General features: G+C 48.4%; 19 protein-coding genes and 2 pseudogenes. 7 read left to right on the top strand and 14 right to left on the bottom strand.

Going from position 1 to position 19,753, the window contains the following annotated elements; all coding sequences use genetic code 11:
- Window positions 1-270 precede the first annotated feature (270 nt).
- Window positions 271-774: pseudogene (locus tag M5E81_RS05090) on the bottom strand (IS30 family transposase); the annotation flags it as partial.
- Here M5E81_RS05090 and M5E81_RS05085 point away from each other — a divergent pair.
- Window positions 773-976 (top strand): hypothetical protein, encoded by a 204-nt coding sequence (locus M5E81_RS05085; protein ID WP_009145278.1) that lies wholly within the window; start codon window positions 773-775, stop codon window positions 974-976. The pseudogene M5E81_RS05090 and the gene M5E81_RS05085 sit on opposite strands and share 2 nt — an antisense overlap.
- A gap of 129 nt (window positions 977-1,105) precedes the next feature.
- Here M5E81_RS05085 and M5E81_RS05080 read toward each other — a convergent pair whose 3' ends face one another.
- The 6 genes from M5E81_RS05080 to M5E81_RS05055 form a co-directional block, all read right to left on the bottom strand.
- On the bottom strand, window positions 1,106-1,864 hold the full coding sequence (locus M5E81_RS05080; protein WP_249748027.1) for a hypothetical protein: 759 nt from the start codon (window positions 1,862-1,864) through the stop codon (window positions 1,106-1,108).
- 419 nt (window positions 1,865-2,283) lie between these two features.
- Entirely contained in the window at window positions 2,284-2,598 is a 315-nt protein-coding gene (locus M5E81_RS05075; protein ID WP_040565031.1) for a hypothetical protein, read from the bottom strand.
- Between the two features lie 93 nt (window positions 2,599-2,691).
- Window positions 2,692-3,792 (bottom strand): adenosylcobinamide amidohydrolase, encoded by a 1,101-nt coding sequence (locus M5E81_RS05070; RefSeq protein WP_249748026.1) that lies wholly within the window; start codon window positions 3,790-3,792, stop codon window positions 2,692-2,694.
- A 153-nt stretch (window positions 3,793-3,945) separates the two neighbouring features.
- Window positions 3,946-4,914, bottom strand: a complete 969-nt coding sequence (locus tag M5E81_RS05065) for a tripartite tricarboxylate transporter substrate binding protein (protein ID WP_249748025.1) — start codon at window positions 4,912-4,914, stop codon at window positions 3,946-3,948.
- Between the two features lie 27 nt (window positions 4,915-4,941).
- Window positions 4,942-5,958, bottom strand: a complete 1,017-nt coding sequence (locus M5E81_RS05060; protein ID WP_249748024.1) for a sialidase family protein — start codon at window positions 5,956-5,958, stop codon at window positions 4,942-4,944.
- A 290-nt stretch (window positions 5,959-6,248) separates the two neighbouring features.
- Window positions 6,249-6,734 (bottom strand): GNAT family N-acetyltransferase, encoded by a 486-nt coding sequence (locus M5E81_RS05055; RefSeq protein ID WP_009145271.1) that lies wholly within the window; start codon window positions 6,732-6,734, stop codon window positions 6,249-6,251.
- A gap of 418 nt (window positions 6,735-7,152) precedes the next feature.
- Between M5E81_RS05055 and M5E81_RS05050 the strand changes: the two are divergent.
- The 3 genes and pseudogenes from M5E81_RS05050 to M5E81_RS05040 form a co-directional block, all read left to right on the top strand.
- A pseudogene (locus M5E81_RS05050) lies at window positions 7,153-7,344 on the top strand (Rpn family recombination-promoting nuclease/putative transposase); the annotation flags it as partial.
- A gap of 116 nt (window positions 7,345-7,460) precedes the next feature.
- Window positions 7,461-7,994: an Rpn family recombination-promoting nuclease/putative transposase gene (locus tag M5E81_RS05045; RefSeq protein WP_336604767.1), complete on the top strand. Its 534-nt coding sequence runs from the start codon at window positions 7,461-7,463 to the stop codon at window positions 7,992-7,994.
- A 22-nt stretch (window positions 7,995-8,016) separates the two neighbouring features.
- Window positions 8,017-8,250, top strand: a complete 234-nt coding sequence (locus tag M5E81_RS05040) for an RpnC/YadD family protein (protein WP_009145268.1) — start codon at window positions 8,017-8,019, stop codon at window positions 8,248-8,250.
- 158 nt (window positions 8,251-8,408) lie between these two features.
- On the opposite strand, the gene ftsY is transcribed toward M5E81_RS05040, so the two are convergent.
- The 4 genes from ftsY to M5E81_RS05020 form a co-directional block, all read right to left on the bottom strand.
- On the bottom strand, window positions 8,409-9,326 hold the full coding sequence (gene ftsY / locus M5E81_RS05035) for a signal recognition particle-docking protein FtsY (RefSeq protein ID WP_009145266.1): 918 nt from the start codon (window positions 9,324-9,326) through the stop codon (window positions 8,409-8,411).
- Window positions 9,326-12,895, bottom strand: coding sequence for a chromosome segregation protein SMC (smc, locus tag M5E81_RS05030; RefSeq protein ID WP_249748022.1), 3,570 nt, complete (start codon window positions 12,893-12,895; stop codon window positions 9,326-9,328). The genes ftsY and smc overlap by 1 nt, the downstream gene beginning before the upstream one ends.
- A gap of 88 nt (window positions 12,896-12,983) precedes the next feature.
- The gene (locus tag M5E81_RS05025) at window positions 12,984-13,481 is read right to left on the bottom strand and encodes a DNA-deoxyinosine glycosylase (RefSeq protein ID WP_249748021.1); all 498 of its coding nucleotides are present in this window, start codon (window positions 13,479-13,481) and stop codon (window positions 12,984-12,986) included.
- The gene (locus M5E81_RS05020; protein ID WP_009145263.1) at window positions 13,451-14,461 is read right to left on the bottom strand and encodes an elongator complex protein 3; all 1,011 of its coding nucleotides are present in this window, start codon (window positions 14,459-14,461) and stop codon (window positions 13,451-13,453) included. Before M5E81_RS05020 ends, M5E81_RS05025 begins: the two co-directional genes overlap by 31 nt.
- Window positions 14,462-14,609: 148 nt before the next feature.
- On the opposite strand from M5E81_RS05020, the gene M5E81_RS05015 reads away from it, so the two are divergent.
- A complete protein-coding gene (locus M5E81_RS05015; protein ID WP_320803127.1) occupies window positions 14,610-15,920 on the top strand; it encodes an MATE family efflux transporter in 1,311 nt (436 codons plus the stop codon).
- 40 nt (window positions 15,921-15,960) lie between these two features.
- Here the strand turns inward: M5E81_RS05015 and M5E81_RS05010 are convergent, their stop codons facing one another.
- The 3 genes from M5E81_RS05010 to M5E81_RS05000 form a co-directional block, all read right to left on the bottom strand.
- Complete coding sequence (locus M5E81_RS05010) at window positions 15,961-16,332, bottom strand: metal-sensing transcriptional repressor (RefSeq protein ID WP_009145261.1); 372 nt, start codon at window positions 16,330-16,332, stop codon at window positions 15,961-15,963.
- Between the two features lie 62 nt (window positions 16,333-16,394).
- Entirely contained in the window at window positions 16,395-17,204 is an 810-nt protein-coding gene (locus M5E81_RS05005; protein WP_009145260.1) for a Cof-type HAD-IIB family hydrolase, read from the bottom strand.
- Window positions 17,194-17,601: a hypothetical protein gene (locus M5E81_RS05000; RefSeq protein WP_009145259.1), complete on the bottom strand. Its 408-nt coding sequence runs from the start codon at window positions 17,599-17,601 to the stop codon at window positions 17,194-17,196. Before M5E81_RS05000 ends, M5E81_RS05005 begins: the two co-directional genes overlap by 11 nt.
- A 181-nt stretch (window positions 17,602-17,782) precedes the next feature.
- Between M5E81_RS05000 and M5E81_RS04995 the strand changes: the two genes are divergently transcribed.
- The gene (locus M5E81_RS04995; RefSeq protein WP_009145258.1) at window positions 17,783-18,046 is read left to right on the top strand and encodes a YhdT family protein; all 264 of its coding nucleotides are present in this window, start codon (window positions 17,783-17,785) and stop codon (window positions 18,044-18,046) included.
- Entirely contained in the window at window positions 18,039-19,541 is a 1,503-nt protein-coding gene (gene panF / locus M5E81_RS04990) for a sodium/pantothenate symporter (protein ID WP_249748019.1), read from the top strand. Before M5E81_RS04995 ends, panF begins: the two co-directional genes overlap by 8 nt.
- The last annotated feature ends 212 nt before the right edge of the window (window positions 19,542-19,753 follow it).

The following is a 19,753-nucleotide window of genomic DNA, read 5'->3' as shown; positions in this document are numbered from 1 at the left end:
AGATTCCGTTGATGAGTTCTTATTTTTAGGTAAATTAATGATAGGCTTACCAAAACCCAAAATTGTATCAGCACCACAATTATCTTCTAAATTGCAATAAGAAGTTGCACACTTTTTGAAAATTAAGATGCATAGATCTTATCCAACTCAAAGTCAAACAGTTCATCTGGAGTTTTATATCCCAGAATCTTCCTTGGAAGTGAATTACACCAATCAGCGATAAACATAATATCTCTAAATTGCAATAAGAAGTTGCACACTTTTTGAAAATTAAGATGCATAGATCTTATCCAACTCAAAGTCAAACAGTTCATCTGGAGTTTTATATCCCAGAATCTTCCTTGGAAGTGAATTACACCAATCAGCGATAAACATAATATCTTCGTAGCTATAATTGTCCATCCTCTTTCCTTTTCGGATGAATCTTCTGAGCAAACCATTATGGCGCTCATTACTGCCTCTTTCCCAAGAACTGTAAGGATGTGCAAAATATATTTTTATAGAAGTGTCATTCTCTATTTGCGAGAGTTCTGCAAACTCGCTTCCATTATCGCTAGTAATTGTCTTAAACACCTGACTGAATTTAGTACCATAGTATTCTTTTAGGTAAGCAATGCCTTCGTTAACAGCAAAGGATGTTTTACTAGTTATTTTCAGTGCGATATACTTGCGTGTTATACGTTCCACAAGAGTCAACACCACGTTGTCACTCTTGCTTTTACTTCCTATAACAGTATCTATTTCCCAATGACCGAATTCATTGCGTTCATCTATGACTTACGAAATGCGTATGAAGGATATTCGTGAAGAATCTCTTGCTGAAGGCGAAGCTATTGGTTTTGCTAAAGGTGAAGCCGAAGAAAAACTTGCTACCGCCAAACGTCTTTTAAGCATTGGCTTATCTGTGCAAGATGTCGCTAAAGGTACTTCGCTTTCTGTTGAGCAGGTTGAAAAGATTAAGGCTGAATTAGCTTGATTATCCCCCCTACTTCCCCCGTCATGCGCTCCCACGCACAGCTTTTTAATGCAAAAAATCTGCGCAAGCACACAGCCTGCGCAGATTTGCCAAAGCACGAAAGGTTAAACCTTAATTTGCTCAGATACCTTATTTAACTTCAATAACGATTTCCTGACCATGCGGAATATTAGGATTCATAGCATCCTTCAGCTCCTCCGGAGTTACGCCCAAATCCACATTATCCCTAACCTCTACCTGAAAATCAGTACCGGCCGGATAGTTGATATTGCTGCCCTTCATAAAAAGACCGCCCACCAGGCTAACCGCAGCAGCAACAGCCACAGCACCGCCATCGGTTTTGCCCTTGCCTTCGAGGCCTTTTCTCAACGGAACGCTGACATTGTTCAGCGTCTTGATTTCCTTGCCTGCAATACGCAGTACACCCTTTCTGCCGAAGCCGCCTGCCTTCTGCACTTCATATACATAACCCATGCCGATAGTACCTTTAGGAATAACTACAACTCCGTTAATTATCAGGTTTTCTGTAGTCTTGAACTCCACCTGCTGATTTTTCTTGTGAGTTTTAGAGCTAGCAGGCTCGATAAGCTCAACGTTAAGCATAGTTTTTTTAGGGATATAAATATGTCCCGGCATAACATTGGCAATTGTTACCTTTTGAGCAGCGGCCTGCTCCTCTTTTTTCTGCAGCGCAAGTCTTTCCTTAAAGGTCAGCTTCGAAGGATCTGCCTCCTTAGCAGGCATTTCTTCTTCTGCAAACGGGTCGTACTTTTCATCCACACTTACATACCGGCTTGACGGCGCAGCATAAGCCATCGGCAGGCTCAAGCCATTAGCCATCATAATTGCGCTGAGGATTGCTGCCGCAAATTTTCCTGTTGTTCTCATTTTCAAACACCTTCCCTTCAATAATTAGGATATCTTGAATACCATCATACCCGGCATTACAGATATCAGGTTAAAACAAAAGCCATTTTGCGAACTTCTCGCGTTGCCGAAGCTTTTTGACTTCTGCTTTAATATAATCTTACCATATAAATTGGACAATATCTGTCTATCTTGACTTGCTTTTATAAAATTTTTATAAATTATTTTACGCAATATCATTTTTCTTTTATCGAACTATTGTTTTTATTCTTTGCCTATGCTATAATTATCTTAGTTGCATGAGTAGCCGCAATTTTGCGGAGCTTATGCCTGGTCATACGGACCAGTGGCGCCTGTCGAGCTTTCGGCAGGCGCCTTTTTTGTATACAAAAAAGCATCGTAAGCTACCTCAATAGCCTACGATGCTTTTGCTTTCAGCCTTATTTGCTGTGGTGGCAGTGACCGCTGGTCTCGCCATTCATGATTTTGCGGAAAACCTCATGCGCTTCGTCTGCGCTCTTACCGCTTTCCAGTGCTTTTTTCATATGCACCATGGCAGTGCGATACTTAGCATGTGCTTCATCCTGCGGAATGGACTCAATGTCCATCGGGTTGAACTCCATTACCTTTTTGAAGATAGCATGGATTTCGTCGCTGGATTTGCCTGCCTTTTTAGCAGCCTCTACGTGCTTCATAGCGCTTTCATAACGATGCTTGCCGTGCGGATCAGTCGGAATTTCAAATTTCGGATGCATATTATTCACCTCGCTTCCTTTGATTACAACCATAATATACACTATATTGCCGCTATAAGGTCAAGTGCATATTTATATTTTTCTCACCTGAAACTAGCTCTCTTTTGCAGTCGGATGCAAGCGTTGGGCGATAATTTTGTTGAACTGCTGCTGCCAGGAGGCCAGCATAGAAGCCAAAGTGCCTTCATTTATAATCTCAGCTTCAACATTATATTGTTCTGCAATAGCCTGCAGCAGCTTCTGCCCTGCCAGCTGCATTTCTTTAGAGCTGATAAGCTCCCACAAATGCTGGTCCAGCAGGTGCGCATAGAGCGAAGTATATACCAGCATTATATCTTCCTTGGCCAGCTTTTCGGCTGCCAGCAGATATTCCGGCTTTACTACCGCAGCATCCTGCGCGCTGTATGCCTGCCACATATCGCCCGTCTTGATGTCAAAGCGTTTGAGGCGGCGGAACACGTCATGCTGCTTTGCGGGAGTGAGGCCGGATTGCTTGGCCAGCGCTTTTTTTACTGCGTTCTTCACGGTCTTGCCGATAAGCTCGCCTAGCTTAGAGTGCTTGCCTGCTCCCTCCATGTACAGCTCGCTCGCACTGTTGGCGATGATAATTGTCTGGTCCGTGCCGGAGCCTGTAGCAATACCGTTGGAGTATTTGCTTCCCTCCAGCAGCTCCTGAATAGCAGCAGTCTTGGCCTCGGTGCAGGTCACCAGGGCGCGCGCCATTACTCCTTCCGGCATATCGCAGTCCAACAGCAGCATAATATTAATTGTTCCGTACTTCGGCTTAGGCATAGGCTTATAATAATCAGCAGGGTCACCTGCACGCCCACCGTTTGTTTCGATACCGCCGGTTACGATGGCAGTTACGGTCAGCTCCTTAAAGCTCAATGTCTCTACCACAGCGTTTTCCATGCTTGCCGCCGTACCCATGCCGCTCACCTTGTCCGGGTCCAGCGCCAAGCGCTTGGATACAAGGCGCATGTGCTCCACATAGGTATCAGCCAGCATTTCGCAGGGCATACCTGCTCCCTGCTTGGCATCATAATTATATACGGCAGCGTAATCATCATGGTAACCGCCGTTATAAAGTGAGGTGCTTAAGATTTTGCGCGCTCCTTCAAAAAAAATAACGATGCTTTTATCGTAAAAATAAACCTTATCTCCTGTCGACAAGGTGCATAAATGTTCCGACATAATCAGCCTCCTTTGATTTTTATTGTTATTATAAGCTATATAGTAATAGTATGGTCAAGAGAATTACAGGTGAAATAAGAACGAAAAAACGCCGACGTCCGCAACCCTTCCGGGTTACAGCGTCGGCATTTTCATTTACGCCTTACAGCGATTTTATTTTGCTTTCTTCAGGAATTTTTCATACATTGCATGGTCTTCAGCCATCATCTTATCAGCATCGGCACCGATAATGCAGGTCGGGTCGATACCCTGTTTCATGAAATAATCCTTGAATTCCTTGGATTCGCAAACCTTTTTAGCAGCAGCGCGCAGAGCTTCCAGCTTTTCTTTCGGAGTATCCTTAGGAGCAACCAGTGCTGCCCAAGCGCGAACGGTCATGTTGTGCCCCAGCTCTTTGAAGGTCGGAACATCAGGATAGATTACGCTGCGGGTATCAGCCATAACAGCAAGAATCTTCAGGTTGCCTGCGTCTACCTGGCTCTTGAAAACAGACGGGTCAGCCAGGGTTGCATCGATGTGCTTGCCTGCCAAAGCTGCAGCAATATCAGCGGATCCTTTCGGATATGGTACATGCTTGAATTGTACGCCAAATTCCTCTTCAAAGGAAAGTGCAGCAATATGCCAGATAGCGCCGATACCGGAGTTACCCATCTTCACCTTGCCGGGGTTTGCCTTAGCGAAGGCTACGAATTCGTCTACATTATTATAAGGAGCATCCTTCGGCACAATCAAAGCTGCCGGAGCTGCAATCGGAGCGCAGATAGCTGCATAATCCTTATAGGTGTTTTTACATTTGCCCTGATGCGGGAACATAGCCAGCTCAACGGTAACCATGCCCAGAGTATGGCCGTCGGGTTTAGCGTTAGCCAGCTCTACCATGCCGGTTACACCGCCGCCATCGGGTTTGTTTACGGGAACAAATTTGCTGCCCTTCAGCTCTTTTTCCATGAACTGAATCAGACCTCTGGCAGAGATATCGGTACCGCCGCCCGGAGCCTTAGGAATAATTACGGAAATATCTCCGTCTGCAGGATAAGCTGCTTTTTTGCTGTCGCCGCCGCAGCCGGTAAGCATAACAGCCATGGTCAGCATAGCCATCAGCACAACTAAAATTTTCTTCATTGTCTTACATCTCCTTATATTTTAAATTTAAAGGGTAACAAGTTCATCCGCGCTCAATCTTACACAAGCAATATTGCAACGCTTATAAGTATAGGTGAGCATAAGGTCCTCGCCGTCAGCAATAATCGCCGGATAGGAAAATTCCGCAGGCTCTGTTTCCAGGTCAAACAGCTTTTGCCAGCTCGCACCCTCATCTGTGGATTTGAACAGACTTAAGGGAGAACGCTGACCCCAGTTGGCAGCCACCGGATTGCACACCAAGTAGAGTACACCGCCGGCAGTCCGCACCAAGTCAAGACCGCTGTTATTGTTCGGCAGACTCAAAGCGTAGGCACTGCACCAGGTTTCGCCGTCATCCGCAGAATCGCTGCGATAGACAAAGCCCTCGCTGCTGCGCAGCAGCATATGCACGCTGCCGTCCGCACTCTGCCACAGGCTCGGCTGGATTACGCCGCGTCCGTAAAAAGACTGCTGGCTTACGGCAATATTACTGTCGGCAGTCTTTTCGCCTGTCTGATATTGCAGTCCCTCAATCTGCACTGCAGAGGATTTATGCCAGCTTGCGCCATCGTCATCGCTGATATCTGCAAAGGCCTTCCATATACCATGTTCGGTAGACGCACCGGCAAGAATGCGTCCGCTCGCCAAGCGCAACGGCTTATTGCGTACAGGTCCGCGTCCTCCGCTCACATCACCGGGCACCAGCTCCTGCGGTCTGCTCCAGGTTTCGCCGTTATCCGTAGACTGCAGCAGCCACGTCTGCCAATCGGCAATCTGCTGGCCCTGCTTGTAAAACAGCAGCAATCTTCCGTCCGCGCCCGCAAAAAGCACCGGATTCCAGTTTGCCGCCGCCCCGTTCACCAGCAGCTTTGGCTCACTCCAGCCTGCATCCGTGCGTCTGCTGATGTAGATCCCCACGTCGCTTTCTCCCTCGTGCGTACCGCCGAACCAACAGCACAGCAGGCTGCCGTCGGGCAGCGCCAATACTGTTGAAGCATGGCAGAACGCTGTAGGCAGACAGCGCATAATCAATTCCTTTTGCATTATATCAATCACATCCAAAAAAGTCGCATAATTCTATAACATAAATATTGTAACACATATACAAAAAAGCGTAAACTATTTTCTTCACATTTCTGACAAATTTTGTCCGTCGACACGTTGCCTACTAAGCCATTGGCAACGCTTTGCAGTCCGCAGGCAAAAAAATGCGCAGGCTTTTGGCTTGCGCAGCTGCTTATTTATTTGACGTACACCTTTTATTCATCAGATATAAGGCAATCATTTTGCCATGATGTACATTGCAACTTATAGTATTCCTGTAAGCTCCCTAATTAAAATGTAAGCCTCATCTGATGCCAGACAGCATTTCCATGCGTAGATTTATCGGACACTCCCTCATCGGCAAAGCCGAATTTTGCATAATAATGAACGAGCCTATCCTTGCAGGTCAGCACCAGGCCCTTTCTCCCCTGTTTTCTGGCATCCTCAATCGCACGGTGAATCAGCTCCCCGGCATAGCCATGCTTGCGATAAGCAGGAATGGTATTGACACCGAAAATCATCTGCCACGCGCCGTTTTCATCGTGCAGCGTTGCCTTCTCGTACATTTCATCCGTCAAATCAGGCTCATCCGTCACAAAACCGTCCACGAAGGCAATCAGCTTTTCAGCCTCATACATAAGCCAGAAATGATTGCCGTAATATTTCACTCTGTCAACAAACTCCTTTTCCGTTGCTGCCTCCGCCGGCGGAAAGCATTCTGCCTCCACTGCGGCAATCGCGGCAATATCTTCCTTAGTTGCATATTTTATAACCATAAGTTCTTCTCCTTAATAATTATTTATTCAACGCACATGCATCACAATATTTTGTTACGCTTTGAAGTTTTCTTCACCTTTAATTATAACACTAGCAAAATTGCAAATCATAATAAGTATATCATGAATCGTAATTCGATTAAACAGAAAAAAGCAGAAGATATTCTTAGTAGTTGCCTTTTTTGCAAAAACTGGGAGCGCTTTTATCTGCAAAAAATGTTTGCTTTACGAACTATTGTTTTTATTCTTTTTCTATGTTATAATTACCTTAGTTGCATGAGCCACCGCAATTTTGCGGAGCTCTTGCCTGGTCGTGCGGACCAGTGGCGCCTGTCGAGCTTTCGGCAGGCGCTTTTTTTACATCTGCCATCTTATATATTTTTGCCTAACTTTATGCTATAATCAAAGGAGGAAACATATGAAAAAGCAAGTATCTAATCTTGACAAACTCACTCTTTCCAACGATTTTCTGTTCAAGCACGTTATGCTCAGAAAGCGCATCTGCAAGCATATTCTGGAGGAGCTTTTACACACCAAAATTGCAGATATCACCTATCTTGAAGCAGAACAGACACTTGATGTTTATCCCGACAGCCATGGTATTCGCCTGGACGTCAGAATTGCTGATGACACCAATACGCACTATAATCTCGAAATGCAGGTCAAAAATCCTGTCAGCCGTACTGGTAAATTCAACTTCCCAAGCGCACTCGCTACTACCAGGCCGTGTTGGATACAGATGTGCTGCAAAAGGGACAAGATTATGACGAGCTTTCTCCCACTTATATCATCTTCTTCTGCCTGTTTGACTTCTTTGAGGATTCCCAGCGTATTTATACTTTTAAAAGACGTTGCATGGAAAACATGGAGATTGAATTAGCAGATGAAGCTGCTATTATGTTTCTTAACACATTAGGCACTAATGGCGATGTATCGCCGGATATTCAAAGCCTGTTTGACTACATCAACAACAATACAGTTACCAGCAACTTCACCCGTGAGGTTGCCGATACGATTACGGAAATCAAGAATGATAAGAAAGTGAGGGATTCCTATATGACTTACGAAATGCGTATAAAGGATACTCTTGCCGAAGGTGAAGCTAAAGGTAGAGTTGAAGGTAAAGCTGAAGGTATAGCCGAAGAAAAACTTGCTACTGCTAAGCGTCTTTTAAGGATGGGTTTGTCAGTACAAGATGTCGCTAAAGGTACTTCGCTTTCTGTTGAGCAGGTTGAAAAAATTAAGGCTGAACAAGCTTGATAAGAACGTGAGGGATTCCTATATGACTTATGAAATGCGTATGAAGGATATTCGCGAAGAATCTCTTGCCGAAGGTGAGGCTAAAGGTAGAACTGAAGGAAAATCCGAAGGTATAGCCGAAGAAAAACTCAGAGTAGCTAAACTCATGCTGGCTAAAGGTTCCTATTCTCCGCAAGAAATCGTTGAACTTTCCGGTTTGTCTATTGATGATATAGAAAAGCTAAAGCATGATATGCATGTAGAGAAGCAAGAATGATCCTAGTCCCTACTACCACCGCCGTGTGCTTCCGCACACGGCTTTTTTTCTGCCCGCACAAAAAATTTCCCGAACGCTGCCAAACACAGCTGTCGGGAGATTTTCAAACATCTTCATATAAACAACAGGACTCAACGCCTGTCAGCTGCAAGAGCATCTTATTTACCGCTGTCAAAAAGTGCTTCGACAAACTTATCCGGCTCAAAGGGGCGGAAGTCCATAATGCCTTCGCCTACGCCAATCCATTTAACCGGCAGTCCCAGCTCTTCCTTAATTGCCACAACCACACCGCCCTTAGCAGTGCCGTCCAGCTTTGTGAGTACAACGCCGGTAACCTTGGCGGTTTCCATAAACACCTTAGCCTGATTGATTGCGTTCTGACCGGTAGTAGCATCCAGAACCAGGAAGGTTTCGTGCGGAGCTTCAGGAATTTCGCGCTTAATAATGCGGTGAATTTTTTCCAGCTCGTTCATCAGGTTAGCCTTGTTATGCAAGCGTCCTGCAGTATCAATAAAGAGGATATCTGCCTTACGCGCAATCGCTGCCTTCATAGCGTCAAAGACAACTGCCGCCGGATCAGCACCTTCTGCATGGCGGATAACGTCGCAATGCGCACGCTCGCCCCAAATTTGCAGCTGCTCGCCTGCCGCAGCGCGGAAGGTATCGCCTGCTGCCAGAACAACCTTGTATTTGAACAAAGTGAAGTAATTTGCCAGCTTGCCGATAGTAGTAGTCTTGCCTACACCGTTAACGCCAACAACAAGAATAACCGTCGGCTTGGCACCGATACGTGTACGTTGGCCGCTGTCTGCCAGCATTTCTGCCATATATTTTTTCAAGAAAGGTATAACATCCTCGGTACCGCTGATTTCTTTCTTCTTCGCTGCTTTACGCACTGCGTCGATCAGCTTTTCGGTAGTTTTTACGCCTACGTCCGCAGACAGCAGAATCATTTCCAGCTCATCGAGAAAATCATCGTCAATCGCAGCAGACAGGCCTACAAGCTCCTGAATGCGGTCAGTAAAATTGCGTCTTGTTTTAGAAAGGCCTTCCTTTAAACGCTCAAAAAATCCCATTATTCATTCTCCTTTGCATTTATTTTTACGGATAATAGTTTAGAAACACCGGATTCTTCCATAGTTACGCCATACATGATATCAGCGCATTCCATCGTTCCCTTGCGGTGTGTAATCACGATAAACTGCGTGTTTCCTGCATAATCCCGCAGGAAATCGGCAAAACGCTGAATGTTGGCGTCATCCAAAGGCGCGTCAATTTCGTCCAGAATGCAGAACGGCGAAGGCTGATAGCTCAAAAGAGCAAAGAGCAGTGCGATAACCGTCAGCGCTCTTTCGCCGCCGCTCATCAGATACAGGCTCTGCAGCTTTTTGCCGGGTGGTTGGACATCGATATCAATACCGGAATCCAGCAGATTATCCGGCTCTGTGAGACGCAGCACCGCCGTACCGCCGCCAAATATCTTGACATAGCATTGCGCAAAGTATTCGTTGATTTTGGCAAAGGCCTCCTTGAAGCGTTTGGTCATACCGCTGTTGATTTCTGCGATAACAGCCTCCAGATTTTCCTTTGCTATACACAAATCATTATATTGCTTACACAGGAATTCGCTGCGCTCCTTCACTGCGTTATATTCTTCAATCGCCGCCGCATTAATCGGTCCCAGGTCTGCAATCTGCAGTGTCAGACAGCTTTCCTGTTTTTGCAGCGCCGCCAGATCCATGGCCTGCAGCTCGGCAAAATCCTGACCGCGCGCCGCCGCCTCATCCAGCTGATAATCCTGCTGCAGCTGCTCACGAATATGGCCGCAGTTGCTTTCGTGCCGTGCCAAGTCCAGCTCTGTCTGCTTCAGCTGTGCTTCACTGTCATTCACCTGCTTGCGCAGTCCGGCAATCTCTTTTTCAATATCCTGCTGTTTATCAAGCAGGCTGCCGCGCTTCTGAGCAAAGTCATCCTTACCGCCCAGAATCTGCTGCAGTTGTGCCAACAGCTCATCGCTTTGCTGCTGCAGGCGTTGCTTTTGCACACCACAGTCGGCAATTTCCTGCTGTCTGCGCTCCTGCTCTTTTTGGTTGGCAGCAATTTCCTCCTGCAGCCGCAGTGTATCCTGGTCAAGTCTGTGCATAGCCTTGCTGATATCCTGCGTGCGTACGGCAGAGGTCTGCAGCGTAATTTTGGCATCCTGCAGCTGGTTATCCAATGCAGTAACCGCACTGCCGTATTTGGCGATTTCCTTCTTCAGGTTATCCAACAGCTCCTTGGCCTCGGTATCCTGTCCTTCGCGCTCGGCAACTGCCGCGCGCAGCTCCTTAACCTTATCACGGTTTGCCATATAGGCCGCAGTGATATTGCTGCGATCATCCAAAAGCAGCAGCAGGCGCTCATTATCGCGCGTTTTCTGTTGCTGTACCTGCTCCAGATTGAGCTTGAGCCTGTCGGCCTTAAGCTGCTGCTGACGCAGCTCTGCTGCCAATTGCTGCAGCTGCTCCTTTTGCTTGCCTTCGGTTTCTTCCAGCTCCTCCAGCTTTTCCTGCCAGCTGAGCATCTCGGCATGCAGCTGCTTCACCTGTGCTGCCGCCTGAGCAATTTCTACATTACGGCTCAAATAGCCTTCCTTATGCTTTTTACTGCCGCCGCTCATACTGCCGCCGGCGTTTACCACATCGCCGTCAAGCGTAACTACGCGCAGACGGTAGCGTCCGGCCTTTGCTGCAGCCAAGGCAGCATCAATGTTTTCGGCAATCAGCACTCTGCCCAACAAAAAGCGGACAGCGTTTTCCGCCTCGGGCTTGAAGCCGATTAAATCAACCGCATAGCCAAGAATTCCCGGCAGCTTCGCCAGTGCTTCCTCCTCGCGGTTCGGGCCGCGACGCTGTACGGTATCCAGCGGCAGGAAGGTTGCGCGTCCGCTATTGGAACGCTTCAAATAAGCAATTGCTTCCTTCGCCGCATTGGCAGAGCGCATCACCAGGTTCTGCGCACCCTCGCCCAACGCTGTTTCGATAGCAGCGACATATTTATCTTCTACCTGCAACAGCTCCGCTGCCACGCCTACAACCTGCTCACGCCAAGGCTCCTGCGCCTTCAGCACCGCTTTGATGCCATAGCTGAAGCCCTCGTAGCTCTGCTGCAGACGCTTTAAGCTCTGCTCGCGTGTTTCGGCCGCCGTCAACTGACGCTGGCACTGCTGCTGACTGCTGCGTACAGCCTGCAGCTCCTTTTGACCTGCATCATAGGCACTGCGCAGCTCCTCGCCCTTTTTGCGCACCAGCTCCATACCGTGAGCGCACTGCGACTGCTGCTCCAACAGGCTGCTGTACTGCTCCTGTGCCTGACGGTCCGCCGCCTCGGCTTCTTCTATACTTTTCTTCAAAGCCTCTCGGCGACGTGCGCGCTGCTCCTGCTCCTGTTCCAGATTATGCAGCTCGTTGCGTAGCTTAATCAGCTCCTGCATGCCGCTGAAGAACTGTGACTGCGCCTGCTCATCATTGCGCTTCGCCTCTTCCAGCTTAGCGCTCTGCTCGTCACGCTGCGCCTGCAGATGCTTCACAGCGCCATCGGCCACAGCATGTCTTTTTTCGACAGCATCAAACTCTGTTGCCAGCTCCTGCATTCTCGCTTCCTGCTCGCGCACCTGCTGCTCCAAACGCTCATTGCGCTGCACTAAGCGTTCGCTGGCCTTTTCGTTCTGGCTGACACGTTCATCCAAAACCTTTTGGTCACCGCGCAGCTTTTCCAAAGCAGTTTCGCGGTTTTTGATATCATCCTGTAATTTATTATAAGCCTCGGCCAGCTTATCCAGCTCCTGCTGTACCTGTACGGCCTCGGCCTGCATGCTGCCGACCTTCGCTGCCTGCTCGGAATAAGCACTTGCCGCCGCTTCTTTTTTCGCCTGCAGCTCATTGCCTGTTTCCTCCAGCGCATCCAAACGACGCAAAAGCACGGATAAACGGCAACGGCGCAACGCCTCGCTCAGCTCGTTGAACTGCTGCGTTTTGGCTGCTGCCTGCGCCAAAGGCTCTACCTGCGCATCCACCTCACTGCGGATATCGTTGATACGCGTAAGGTTATTGGCCGTATCATCCAGCTTGCGCACCGCATCCTTTTTGCGCAGACGGTACTTGGCAATACCTGCCGCTTCTTCAAACAGACTGCGTCTGTCCTCGGGACGGCTGTTTAAAACCTCATCAATTTTATTCTGGCCGATAATGGACATGGAGCCCTTACCAAGACCGGTATCCGCCATCAGGTCGATTATATCCTTCAGGCGGCAGCTTTTCTTATTAATCGCATATTCGCTTTCGCCGCTGCGGAAAATGCGGCGCGTCAGGCTTACCTGCTCAAAATCGAGCGGCAGTGTTCTGTCGCTGTTATCAAAATCAACGGTGACCTCTGCTACGCCCAACGCTCTGCGCTTGCCGCTGCCGGAGAAGATAACATCCTCCATTTTGCTGCCACGCAGATACTTGGCGCTCTGCTCGCCCAACACCCAACGGATGGCATCCGAAATATTGCTCTTGCCCGAACCGTTCGGTCCGACAACAGCAGTAATTCCCTTGTCAAAGGTCAATTCAGTTTTATCAGCAAAGGATTTAAAGCCATAGGTTGAAAAGGACTTTAAACGCACTAGAAATCACCTATTTTCTCTAAGTCAGTTATTATATCTTTTTATTGTATCATAAAATGCTGTTTTTTTACACCATGAAGAACTTCTCTTATGTTAAAAATTGCAAAATAACCCGCCAGCGCTCAGCCAAACCTTCAAGACGCAGGCGCGCGTTGGCAGGACTTGTGGACGGCAAATAGAAAACCTGCACCCGCTCAGGCAGTTTTTTGGCAAAATATTTTTTAAAGGCTGCAGCCGCCTTGCCTCCGTTGCACACTACCGCCTGCAAATGCGGCAGCTCGCTTACAAGCTCGATAACAGCATTCGGCGCTTCGTTTTTGATGCTGCTGTCCAAGCTGCCGTCACGCTCGCAATAGCCCAGCGTATCCCACAGCGCCAAGTGATGCTTATGCAGCAAAGCCTGCTTAACCGCGTAATTTTGCGGCACATCCTCATTTAAAAGCAGTGCCAGCAATCGCCAGAAGCGGTTTTGGGGATGCGCGTAATATTCCTGCTGCTCCAATGATTTTATCCCCGGCATAGAGCCGAGAATCAATATTCTGCTTTGCTCGTCCGCTATCGGTGCGAAGGATTTACATGTGGACATACTCTTATCTCATCTGCCTTATCTTGAATTATCTGCAGCGCAAGACCCGGGAAGTATTCCTCCCAATAGCGCAGGTTACAGCTTTTTTGCCCACGCAGCTTCGATTCCAGGCGTGCAGGGCAATATATAGTAATAGCGCCGCAGTCAGCCAACTTTTCTAATTTTGACGTCACTTCGGTGCGCAGCACTCTGCTTTTTACCAGCTCACCCATCGCCGGGTGAAACGGTCCAGCAAGGATATTCCCCGGCGTGCACAGCTCATCGTCAGGCTGCAGGCCGATGCGGATAACATTCACGCCTGCTTCCGTCAGTTCGCGGTAAACCCAGGCTGCCTGCGTCACGGCCTCCTCCTGCGTCAGCGGTACAAAACGCCCCGCCGCGTAGTCCGCAGCCAGCGGCGTACCCTTGATTACTAATAAAGGATAGATGCGTGCCACGTCAGGCTGCATTGCTATCGCTTTGCGTACTGTTTCCTGCACGCTGTCAAAGCTTTGCTCGGGCATGCCCACCATCAGCTGCAGGCCGACTTGAAAGCCGAAGCGTTTTAAAAGCGCCACCGCCGGCGCCACCTGCGCCGCCGTGTGTCCGCGCTCCGCTGCCGCCAGCACCCTGTCATCAAGCGACTGCACGCCCAGCTCCACCAAGCGCACCCCATGACACTGCAAAAGCTGCAAGCGTTCTTCATCTATATAGTCCGGGCGTGTGGAAAGGCGCACGCTACCGATAAAGCCTTCGGCCAGCAATGCGTCCGTCAGCGCCAAAAGCTCCTCCTGCAGCTCCAGGGGCAGCCCGGTAAAACTGCCGCCGTAAAACGCCGCCTCGTTGACCACGCTCGGACGCAGCCAGCTGCGCCAACGCGCAAGCTGCTCCTTGGCACCTGCGACAGCAGCCAGCTTCTGTCCGCTAATTGTCTTTTGGTTACAAAAAACGCATTGATGCGGACAGCCTGCATGCGGTATGAAAATCGGCAGAATAGACATAGATATCCCTTCTTTTGAACAAAAACACAGCTTTTATGTAAATTTTTCAGGAAAAAGCTAAATTAATGATAACTATTCCTATTGACATTATCCCCTATAGGGGGTTATTATAGTTTTGCAAGAAATTTAATAGGAATGTGATGCAGCAATGAAATTATCTCATATGGAGTTTATAAAAACAAGTCTTCCCTTTACATTTTCTACAATGGCGGCCTCGCTTATGGGTGCTGTCGACACTGCAGTAGTCGGGCATTTGGGGAATTATACATACATTAACGCCGTTTCTTTAGGCGCAGTAATTTTCAGCACAGTCTATTGGCTTTTCGGCTTTCTGAAAATATCTACCAGCGGTTTTGCGGCACAAGCCTTAGGTCAGCATGATCGCAAGCTGCTTGCCGGTGCTTTTATCCGCGGAGTGCTTGCAGCCTTCGGCATCGGCCTGCTGCTCGTCATTTTGCAGGAGCCTATCTGGCGGACAGCTTTGCTGCTCTTCAATCCCGACGCAGCAACCAGGCCTATGTTAGAGCAATATTATCGCATGCTCATTTGGATTATGCCGCTGACGCTCGTTTTCCAGACTGCACAGGGATGGTTCGCCGGCACGCTGCATGTACGTATCGCTGTACTCACCGCACTTGCCAGCAACATCATCAACCTGCTGCTGGACGTGCTTTTTGTCATTGTATTGCATTATGAGGTAACCGGCGTTGCTGCTGCCACCTGCATCGCCAATATTACCGGCTTTTTAGCTATTCTGTACTTTTATGCCAAGCATAAGCCCCTGCCTCTGACAGCAGTTCCGCTGCGAAAAATCTTTTCCGGTCCCACTTGCCGCCAGATGCTGCAATGCGGTTCGCATCTCACCGTGCGTATGTTCTGCATGATTATCATGGTCAACAGCTTTATGCATCAAAGCTCAGCCTTCGGCGGCGAGCTTTTGGCCGCTAATTCTATTCTTTTCCAGATCCAATTCATCATGGGTGATATTCTGACCGGCCTTTCGCAGGCAGGTGCCATCTATTCCGGCATTGCCTTCGGCGAGCATGACCGCTCCATGCTCAATGATACGCTGCGCATCAGCTTCATCTGGGCCATCGGCTTCGGCCTGCTGCAGACTGTCGGCTATTATTGCTGTCGTCACGCCATTCTTGGCTGCTTCACCAATCTGCACAGCGTCATTGCCACAGCGCAACAGTACGATTTGTTCATAGCCTTCTTCCCGCTTATCAGCGCGCTTGGCATCGTCTACTACGGCGTCTTCAATGGTGCGCTCTACACCAGGCCTATCTGCATCTCCATGCTGCTGACCGCAGGCTGTTACCTTACCGCCTACTTTACGCTTATCCCGCTTTACGGCAACATCGGCCTGTGGCTGGCCTTCCTCATCTTCTATATTGCCCGCAGCAGCTTTTTACTGTTCTTCGTTCCCAAGCTGCAGCAAAGAGTAGCTTTGGTCTAATCTCAAACATGACTGCACGTTCTTAACGTGCAGTCTTTTTTTAGCGCAGATATTGGTCAATAGCCGCTTCAAAATCTTCCAGACTTTTGCTGCCCTCACCCTTTTCGATAGCGTGCAGAATGCAATGCTCCAGATGGTCCTTCAAAATAACCTTGGCCGTATTATCCAGCGCCTTGCGCACCGCAGCTATCTGAATCAGCACCTCAGAGCAATCCCTGTCGTTATCTACCATAGTCTTGATAGAACGCACATGGCCTTCAATGCGTGCCAGGCGGTTGACAACTTTCTTCTTATTAGGATGGTTGTGAGCGTGTGCATGAGCTTCCTGCAGAGCCTGCTGCTTTTTATCATCCTGCTGATTTAGCTCCGCCTGCCTGCGCACATATTCCAATAAAGATTTTTCCTCTGCCATTACTGTCACCAACCTTATCTCTACATTATTAAAAGGGAGCGCACTAAACACGCTCCCTCATTTTATTCCGCTGCCTGTGGCGTCAAAATGCTTTCGATTACCAAAGCAACACCGTCATCATTATTGGATGCCGTAATGATTTTTGCATTCTGCTTCACGCTGTCCTTAGCATTGGCAACAGCAACGCCGATACCGGCATTGGCAATCATCTTCACATCGTTATTGGAATCACCGATGCACATAATTTCCTGCGGTTGTACGCCGTAGCTTGCAGCTACGCTCTTAACCGCCTCCCATTTGTTGACACCGGGCTCCATCAGCTCCAGGAAATTGTCTTTAGAGCTGGTAACATCCAGCTTGCCGGCAAAATCCTCTTTGAACTGCTGCCATACATCGGCAAATTCCTCGCTCTTGGTCATTACCAGAATCTTGTACGGTTCTTCATCCGTATGATACAGTGCATCACCGATAGCAGTCGTCTGAATACCGCTGATTTTGGTATACATGCGGGAACAGTCATTCTCCTGCTTAATCAAAATACTGTCACCCACATAAAGCTGCAGGTAATAGCCCTTCTCGCGGCAGTACGCCAGTACCTCGTTGGCTGTAGGCAGCTTCATCTTGTGCTCGTAATAAACCTTACCGCTCAGGCTGCCCTTAACGAGAGCGCCGTTATAGGTAACCAGCGGCACATCAAGGCCCAGCTTTTGCGCATAGGGACGCACGGAAACGTACATTCTGCCCGTGGCAATCAAAAAAATCTTGCCTGCGTCCAGTGCCTTTCTGATAGCTGCCTCATTACGCGGAGAAATTTGGCAGTCCTTATTTAAAAGTGTATCATCCATATCGCTGGCAATCAACTTAATTTCCATGCTCAACCTGCTCCTTTAACATCAATTTATCCAACACAATAGCGGCTGCCGGATAAAGCAGCAAAAGAAAAATACCGTGCATAATGCCAAAGTTAAGGTCATAACCCGGCAGCATGCGGCAAACGGTTACGGCACCCTCCATGGAAAAGGCAGCCATCACCAGCATAGCCTTTATGCAATCATTTCTGCGCTGCGCAAGCTCCTGCAGCCTTGTCAGCAAAAACTGCTTGTCGACAATAACATGCATCAGCTTCAGGCCCAGGCACATAAAAGCGCCTTCGATAAAGGAACCTGCCACCAGACCGCCCAGGGTAACAACCTGCAGCATACCGGTTACATATTCACAAAGGAAAAAAATGACGCTCAGCGTCAGCCACATTGTAGCTAAATTATACATTGTTTTCTTCAAATTAATCACCAAGATACATTATAACACAGACAGCCGTCAAATTACACCAGGCGTCTGATATTTTATGATGCTCTTAAGCATATTTTGCAAGTATTTCTGCATATTTTGTGGTAAAATAAATTTATTAACGTAAGCAGACAGCATTGTCTGTACGAAAGGAGCAGTTTATATGAAGCGCAGTGATAAATTCCGCCAGGCTAACCGTGAAGCTCTGGCTACCGTTATCGCCACCATCGCCGTCATCATCTTCTGGTGCCTGACAGGCTTTGGACTCGCAGACAGCGATATTACCTTTTGGCATACACCTCTTTGGGTTTGGGGCGGCTGTGTCGGCACCTGGCTCTTTGCCATCGCTGTTACCGTTTTCCTGACTAAGAAGGTATTTGTCAACTTTGATTTGGATGACAGCACGGAGGATAAACAGCATGAGTAGTATTGTAAACATTTTACCCGCACTGGCCTTCCTGCTGATTCTGTTGAGCATCAGCGCCTATATCCAGCGCACGTCAAAAGAAAACAGGCAAAAGGATTTCGCCAAGGATTACTTCATCGGCGGCCGTACTCTCGGCGGCTTTGTGCTGGCTATGACCACCGCTGCCACCTACAGCAGCGTAAGCACCTTCGTCGGCGGTCCGGGCGTAGCCTGGGTTATCGGCTACGGCTGGCTGTACATGGCCATCGTACAGGTAGTCGTTATCTTCCTCGTCTTGGGCGTGTTCGGCAAAAAAATTGCCCTCATCGCGCGCGAAATTGACGCCGTAACCGTCATTGACGTACTGCGTGCCCGCTATCATTCAGACTTTCTGGCGAACATGGCCGCCGTTGTTATTGTCGCCTTCTTCTGCGCCACTATGGCGGCACAGTTCGTCGGCGCTGCCAAGCTCTTCGAAGCAGTAACCGGCTTTTCTTACCTCACCGGCCTCACGATGTTCGGCCTAATTGTTGTCATCTACACCACTATCGGCGGCTTTAAGGGCGTTGCCGTTACCGACGCCTGCTGCGCCATCGCCATGATCGTCGGCCTTTGCATCCTCATGGGCGGCATGATGCACACAGGCGGCGGCTTCAACAAAATCATGAGCTACATCAGCACGCAGCACCCCGATATGCTGGAGCCGCTTTCCCGCGGCAAAATGCCGATTTCTCTGTATATCAGCCAATGGCTGCTCGTCGGTATCTGTACGCTGTCGCTGCCGCAATCTGTTGTCCGCGGCATCAGCTACAAGGATACCAAGGCGTTGCACAATGCTATGATTATTGGCACCATTGTCATAGGCGCTATGACGCTTGTCGCAACCTGGATCGGTGTCATCAGCAAAGGTATTCTTACCGGACCTATTACAGCCTACGGCAACAGCGTTGATAACATCATGCCTATCGCCATCGTGCAAAGCCTTACTCCCTTCTGGGCCGGCGTCATTATCATCGGACCGATTGCAGCAACCATTTCCACCGTATCCTCGCTGCTGCTTTCCTCGTCCTCCTCTATCGTTAAGGACGTTTACATGAACATCAAGGGCAAGCGCGAAGAACAGCTCAGCAATAATCAGATTCGCCTCTACAGCCTGGGCGTGACAATTATTCTCGGCCTTTTGGTTTATGCCATTGCCATAAAACCGCCAAGCGTTATCTGGCAGATTAATATGTTTGCCTTCGGCGGCCTGGAAACAGCCTTCTTCTGGGTACTGATTTTCGGTCTTTTCTGGCCCAAGGCCAACAAATACGGCGCTATTGCAGCCATGGGCGGCGGCGTTATCATCTACTGCCTGGCTATGGTCTTCAAAATTAAGGTGCTCGATCTGCATCAGATTGTGCTTGGCATCGGTCTTTCCTTGCTGTGCTTCTTCATCGGCAACAGCTTCGGCAAGACAGCTGATGAAAAAACACTGCGCATTTTCTTCCCCGAAAAATTTGACGACGAAAAATAAATAAAGCCGCATATTATTCCAATATCCCAAAATCAAAATCTCTGCTTACGGTGTTTGCAAGCACCTTAGCAGAGATTTTTTATGCTCTGTTTTCTTTATAAAATTAAGTATCTGGCAATATTTACCTATGATCTTCTTGCATTTAACAGACGCTGCTGATTAATTTCCTCATAGATAAAATTTTCTCAATGCTGACACTCCTGTCATTTATA

Source organism: Phascolarctobacterium succinatutens, assembly GCF_023497905.1.
Taxonomy (GTDB): Bacteria; Bacillota; Negativicutes; order Acidaminococcales; family Acidaminococcaceae; genus Phascolarctobacterium_A; species Phascolarctobacterium_A succinatutens.
This window is presented reverse-complemented; position numbering and strand designations above follow the sequence as displayed.

Coding starts and splice junctions, on each gene's coding strand:
- M5E81_RS05010 (WP_009145261.1), bottom strand. CDS start 16,332: ATGGCAGAGGAAAAATCTTTATTGGAATATGTGCGCAGGCAGGCGGAG.
- M5E81_RS05085 (WP_009145278.1), top strand. CDS start 773: ATGACTTACGAAATGCGTATGAAGGATATTCGTGAAGAATCTCTTGCT.
- M5E81_RS05015 (WP_320803127.1), top strand. CDS start 14,610: ATGAAATTATCTCATATGGAGTTTATAAAAACAAGTCTTCCCTTTACA.
- M5E81_RS05055 (WP_009145271.1), bottom strand. CDS start 6,734: ATGGTTATAAAATATGCAACTAAGGAAGATATTGCCGCGATTGCCGCA.
- M5E81_RS05025 (WP_249748021.1), bottom strand. CDS start 13,481: ATGTCCACATGTAAATCCTTCGCACCGATAGCGGACGAGCAAAGCAGA.
- M5E81_RS05040 (WP_009145268.1), top strand. CDS start 8,017: ATGACTTATGAAATGCGTATGAAGGATATTCGCGAAGAATCTCTTGCC.
- M5E81_RS05005 (WP_009145260.1), bottom strand. CDS start 17,204: ATGGAAATTAAGTTGATTGCCAGCGATATGGATGATACACTTTTAAAT.
- M5E81_RS05080 (WP_249748027.1), bottom strand. CDS start 1,864: ATGAGAACAACAGGAAAATTTGCGGCAGCAATCCTCAGCGCAATTATG.
- M5E81_RS05065 (WP_249748025.1), bottom strand. CDS start 4,914: ATGAAGAAAATTTTAGTTGTGCTGATGGCTATGCTGACCATGGCTGTT.
- M5E81_RS05000 (WP_009145259.1), bottom strand. CDS start 17,601: ATGTATAATTTAGCTACAATGTGGCTGACGCTGAGCGTCATTTTTTTC.
- M5E81_RS04995 (WP_009145258.1), top strand. CDS start 17,783: ATGAAGCGCAGTGATAAATTCCGCCAGGCTAACCGTGAAGCTCTGGCT.
- M5E81_RS05060 (WP_249748024.1), bottom strand. CDS start 5,958: ATGCAAAAGGAATTGATTATGCGCTGTCTGCCTACAGCGTTCTGCCAT.
- M5E81_RS05020 (WP_009145263.1), bottom strand. CDS start 14,461: ATGTCTATTCTGCCGATTTTCATACCGCATGCAGGCTGTCCGCATCAA.
- ftsY (WP_009145266.1), bottom strand. CDS start 9,326: ATGGGATTTTTTGAGCGTTTAAAGGAAGGCCTTTCTAAAACAAGACGC.
- M5E81_RS05070 (WP_249748026.1), bottom strand. CDS start 3,792: ATGTCGGAACATTTATGCACCTTGTCGACAGGAGATAAGGTTTATTTT.
- M5E81_RS05075 (WP_040565031.1), bottom strand. CDS start 2,598: ATGCATCCGAAATTTGAAATTCCGACTGATCCGCACGGCAAGCATCGT.
- panF (WP_249748019.1), top strand. CDS start 18,039: ATGAGTAGTATTGTAAACATTTTACCCGCACTGGCCTTCCTGCTGATT.